This window comes from Geodermatophilus maliterrae (assembly GCF_041018925.1).
GTDB lineage: Bacteria > Actinomycetota > Actinomycetes > Mycobacteriales > Geodermatophilaceae > Geodermatophilus > Geodermatophilus maliterrae.
This window is the reverse complement of the sequence record NZ_JBFNXQ010000179.1, coordinates 1-3,893: the sequence shown is the minus strand read 5'-3', so window position 1 is coordinate 3,893 and position 3,893 is coordinate 1. Positions and strand designations below refer to the sequence as shown.

The following is a 3,893-nucleotide window of genomic DNA, read 5'->3' as shown; positions in this document are numbered from 1 at the left end:
CCGCGGCTCGGGGCTCCGCAACGACGTCAGCGCGCGGTCGTCGGCGCGCATCTCCACCAGCTCGCGGACGGCGGCGTGCGCGCGGGCGGCCGGGGGCAGCACCGGCAGCGCCGCCTCCCACGCCACGAACGGCAGCAGGTAGAGGTGGTGGTGCTCGGCGAGGTGCGCCCGCTCGTGCGCGACGACCGCGGCCAGCTGGTCGTCGTCGAGCTCGGCGACCATGCCCGAGGACAGCACCAGCAGCGGGCGGGCACCGGGGATGCAGAACGCCACCGGCGCGGGGTGCTCGAGCAGCCGCGCGTCCGGCGCCGCCGGTGCGGGCTGGACGACCAGCTCGAGCAGCTCCCGGTGCCGGCGGCGGGTGCGGGCGGTGCGCACCCACGACAGCGCCAGCACGCCGAGCAGCTCCGCGGTCAGGACGCCGGCCAGCGTCAGCGCCACCCAGTGATCGCCCCGGACGGCGCCCTCGGACGGCTCCCCGGTCAGCACCGCCCAGCCGGCCTCGGGCAGCGAGTGCCCCCACGGCGCCAGGCCGTGCACGAGCAGCGCGCCGATGATCGACAGGCCGCCGGCCAGGCCGATCGCCTGCCAGCACACCAGCGCCACGAGCGGGTCACGCCGGGGCCAGCGGGCGCGGCCGAGCAGCGCCGGCACCGGCCAGGCCAGCAGCGCGGCGAGGACCGCGAGCGCCGCGGCGGTCGCGGGCAGCACGTCAGCGGGCGTCCGGCGCCGTCTCGCTCAGCAGCTGCCGCAGCAGGCGGGCCTCCTCGGGGTCGACGCCGCCGACGAAGCGGGCCAGCACCGCCTGCCGGTCGCCGGAGCGACCGAGGACCTCGTGCATGAGCTCGGCGGCGTGCTGCTCGCGGCTGGCCGTCGGGCGGAACCGGCGGGGCCGGGCGTCGTCGTGCGCCACGAAGCCCTTGCCCTCCAGCCGGGACAGCACGGTGTGCACGGTGGTCAGCGCCAGGCCGCGGCCGGCCAGCGCGTCGCGCAGCTCCGTCGCGGCCACCGCGCCGTCGGCGGCCCACAGGCGGTCCATGACGGCGCGCTCCAGGTCGCCCAGTGACGCCACGGCTCCTCCTCCGGTCGCTTTCTACCCAGCGTAGAACGCATCACCGCTCCGGCGCACGAACCCTGTCGCGCACCTCACCGCGACACTTTCTACGGGACGTAGAGAAGTCGTTCTACGGAGCGTAGAAAGGAGGCGTCGGCCGAGGGTCGCGCCGGTGTGAGGAGCAGTGCCGTGGACGTCCTGGACCTCGACGTGCTGGACATCGCCCGCTGGCAGTTCGGCATCACGACCGTCTACCACTTCCTGATGGTCCCGCTGACCATCGGCCTGGGGGTCCTGGTCGCCGTCATGCACACCATGTGGGTGCGCACCGGCAAGCCCGAGTGGCTGCGCATGACCCGCTTCTGGGGCCGCGTCTACCTGGTCAACTTCGTCCTCGGCGTGGCCACCGGCCTGGTGCAGGAGTTCCAGTTCGGCCTGGCCTGGAGCGAGTACTCGCGCTTCGTCGGCGACGTCTTCGGCTCGCTGCTCGCGCTCGAGGCGCTGCTCGCCTTCTTCCTCGAGTCGACGTTCCTCGGCCTGTGGATCTTCGGCTGGGGCCGCATCCCGAAGAAGCTGCACCTGGCCTCGCTGTGGGCCGCCGTCGTCGGCTCGATCGTCAGCGCGTACTTCATCATCGCGGCCAACTCGTGGATGCAGCACCCGGTCGGCGTCGTCGTCGGCGAGGACGGCCGCCTGCAGCAGGTCGACTTCCTCGCCGTGCTGACCAACAACACCGCCCTGGCCGCCTTCAGCCACGCGATCGTCGCGGCGCTCATGGTCGCCGGCGCGCTGCTGGTCGGCATCGGCCTGTGGCAGCTGCGCCGCCGCGAGCTGGCCGAGCGGCCGACCACGGACGTCGACCATTCCGTCTGGCGCCGCTCGGTGCGTCTCGGCGGGTTCGTCTCGCTGGCCGCGTTCGTCCTCGTGGCGCTCACCGGCGACTGGCAGGGCAAGCTCATGTACGAGCAGCAGCCGCTGAAGATGAGCTCGGCCGAGGCGCTGTGCGAGACCGAGGCGCCGGCGCCGTTCTCCCTGTTCGCCTGGGCCAAGCTCGGCAGCAACGAGTGCGACGACGTGCACAGCTACACCGTCCCGGGGCTGCTGTCCTTCCTCGCGCACAGCGACTTCTCCACCGCCGTCCCGGGGGTCGACGAGCTGCAGGAGCAGTACTCGGAGGTCTACGGCGAGACCTACCCCGACGACCCGTCCTTCGGCGACCGGGCCGGCCAGCCCATCGACTACACGCCGGTGCTGGCGGTGACCTACTGGAGCTTCCGGCTCATGATCGGCATGGGCGCGGTCTCGGCCGGGGTGGCCGCCTACGCGCTCTGGTCGACCCGCCGCGGCCGGGTGCCGACCTCGCGGATCGGCGTCCACGGGTCACTGCTCGCCGTCGGCGCGCCGTTCGTGGCCAACGCGACCGGGTGGGTGTTCACCGAGATGGGCCGCCAGCCCTTCGTCGTCCACCCCAACCCCGACGTCCCGGTCGGCGAGCAGGTGTACTTCTTCACCGCCCAGGCCGTCTCCCCCGGCATCAGCGCCGGCGAGGTGTGGACGTCGCTGATCAGCCTCGGCCTGCTCTACGGCGGCCTCGCCGTCGTCGAGCTGTTCCTCATCACCCGGCTGGTCCGCCGCGGCGTCACCACCGGCGACACCACGCCCACCCCACCGGCCGTCGGCGGCGACCGGTCGCACCGGGACGACGACGGCGACCGGCCCGACGGCTCGCGAACCGGCGACGACGTCCTCTCCTTCGCGTACTGAGGAGCACGACCATGGACCTGCAGACCCTGTGGTTCGCCGCCGTCGCGGTGCTGTGGACCGGCTTCCTGCTGCTCGAGGGCTTCGACTTCGGGGTCGCCGCGCTGCTGCCGGTGCTCGGCCGCCGGACCGCCGACCGGCACCTCATGCTGCGGACGATCGGCCCGGTGTGGGACGGCAACGAGGTCTGGCTGATCACTGCCACCGGCGCGGTGTTCGCCGCCTTCCCCGGCTGGTACGCCACCTGGCTGCCGGCGCTGTACCTGCCCTTCGTCGTCGTGCTGCTCGGCCTGATCGTGCGGGCGGTGGCCTTCGAGTGGCGGCACGGCTCGCACGACCCGCGGTGGGACGCGGCCTGGACCCGCGTCATCACCGGCGGCTCGCTGGTCGCGGCGGCCGGCATCGGCGCGGCACTGGGCGCCACCACGCTGGGGCTGCCCGTCGACGGTTCCGGCACCCGGGTCGGCGGCGCCCTCGCCGGTCTGGGCTGGTCGTCGCTGCTCGGCGCGGTCGCCGTCGTCGCCTACTCGCTGGTGCACGGCGCGCTGTTCCTGGCGCTGAAGACCGACGGCCCGCTGCGGCTGCGGGCACGGGCCTTCGCGCTGCGCGTGTCGCCGGTGGGCGCGCTGCCCCTGCTGGCCTGGGCCGGACTGGTGCAGCTGCGCTCGGGCACGCTGGTCACCGGCCTGCTGTGGCTGGTCGCGGCGCTGGCCGTCGTCGTCACCTGGACCCGCGTCCGGCTCGACCGCGAGGGGCAGGCCTTCGCCGGCTGGGCCACGGTGCTGCTGGCCTCGGCGGCCACGCTGTTCGGCGCCGCCTACCCGGTGGTCGTCCCCTCGACGATCGACCCGGCGTTCGACGTCACGATCGCGCAGGCCTCGGTCAGCGACTACACGCTCACCGTCATGACCTGGGTGGCCGCCGTCGGCCTGCCGGTGGTGCTGGCCTACCAGGCCTGGACCTACTGGGTGTTCCGCCGGCGGCTCACCGCCGAGCCCGGGCACGACGACGCCTCCGCGCAGGTGGCGGCGTGACCTCGCGGGGTCCGCTGGCGCCGCTGGCCGGCGTGCCGGGGCTG

General features: G+C 74.1%; 4 protein-coding genes. 2 read left to right on the top strand and 2 right to left on the bottom strand.

From position 1 onward, the window contains the following. Nucleotides 1-711, bottom strand: a 711-nt coding sequence (locus ABQ292_RS26145) for a M56 family metallopeptidase (RefSeq protein ID WP_369210623.1), incomplete at its 3' end; no start/stop codon positions are given. A gap of 1 nt (nucleotide 712) precedes the next feature. Beyond that, nucleotides 713-1,072 (bottom strand): BlaI/MecI/CopY family transcriptional regulator, encoded by a 360-nt coding sequence (locus tag ABQ292_RS26140; RefSeq protein WP_369210622.1) that lies wholly within the window; start codon nucleotides 1,070-1,072, stop codon nucleotides 713-715. A gap of 171 nt (nucleotides 1,073-1,243) precedes the next feature. Between ABQ292_RS26140 and ABQ292_RS26135 the strand changes: the two genes are divergently transcribed. Next, entirely contained in the window at nucleotides 1,244-2,818 is a 1,575-nt protein-coding gene (locus tag ABQ292_RS26135) for a cytochrome ubiquinol oxidase subunit I (RefSeq protein WP_369210621.1), read from the top strand. An 11-nt stretch (nucleotides 2,819-2,829) separates the two neighbouring features. After that, nucleotides 2,830-3,849: a cytochrome d ubiquinol oxidase subunit II gene (gene cydB, locus ABQ292_RS26130; RefSeq protein ID WP_369210620.1), complete on the top strand. Its 1,020-nt coding sequence runs from the start codon at nucleotides 2,830-2,832 to the stop codon at nucleotides 3,847-3,849. The last annotated feature ends 44 nt before the right edge of the window (nucleotides 3,850-3,893 follow it).

Coding starts and splice junctions, on each gene's coding strand:
- cydB (WP_369210620.1), top strand. CDS start 2,830: ATGGACCTGCAGACCCTGTGGTTCGCCGCCGTCGCGGTGCTGTGGACC.